The sequence below is a fragment of the Acinetobacter sp. KAM396 genome (assembly GCF_021602765.1).
Taxonomy (GTDB): Bacteria; Pseudomonadota; Gammaproteobacteria; order Pseudomonadales; family Moraxellaceae; genus Acinetobacter; species Acinetobacter towneri_A.
In genome coordinates this window covers 1-221 of sequence record NZ_BPPH01000133.1, presented here as the reverse complement: position 1 = coordinate 221, position 221 = coordinate 1, and the positions used below count along the sequence as shown (strand labels likewise).

1 pseudogene is annotated in these 221 nt (G+C 38.5%); it reads left to right on the top strand.

Annotated elements, in window-relative coordinates:
- Positions 1-113: 113 nt before the first annotated feature.
- Positions 114-221: pseudogene (locus L6C30_RS14850) on the top strand (IS1595 family transposase); the annotation flags it as partial.

Sequence of the window (221 nt, the reverse complement as noted above, 5' to 3'; positions counted from 1 at the left end):
ATCATCTTAAAGAAACAGAATGGCGTTGGATGAGGGAGCCTAATGAGCTAGCAACAGAGTTGTGGGACCTCATTAGGTAAAACTAAGTGCAAATCTGCTAGTCTAGAGCCAAAATTATTCAGTGCTTTTGCATTGATATTCCTGCTTCTAAAACAGCCTTATTGCTTAACTTGAACCGTAATACCATCAACTATTGGTACATGCTTTTTAGAGAAGCAATC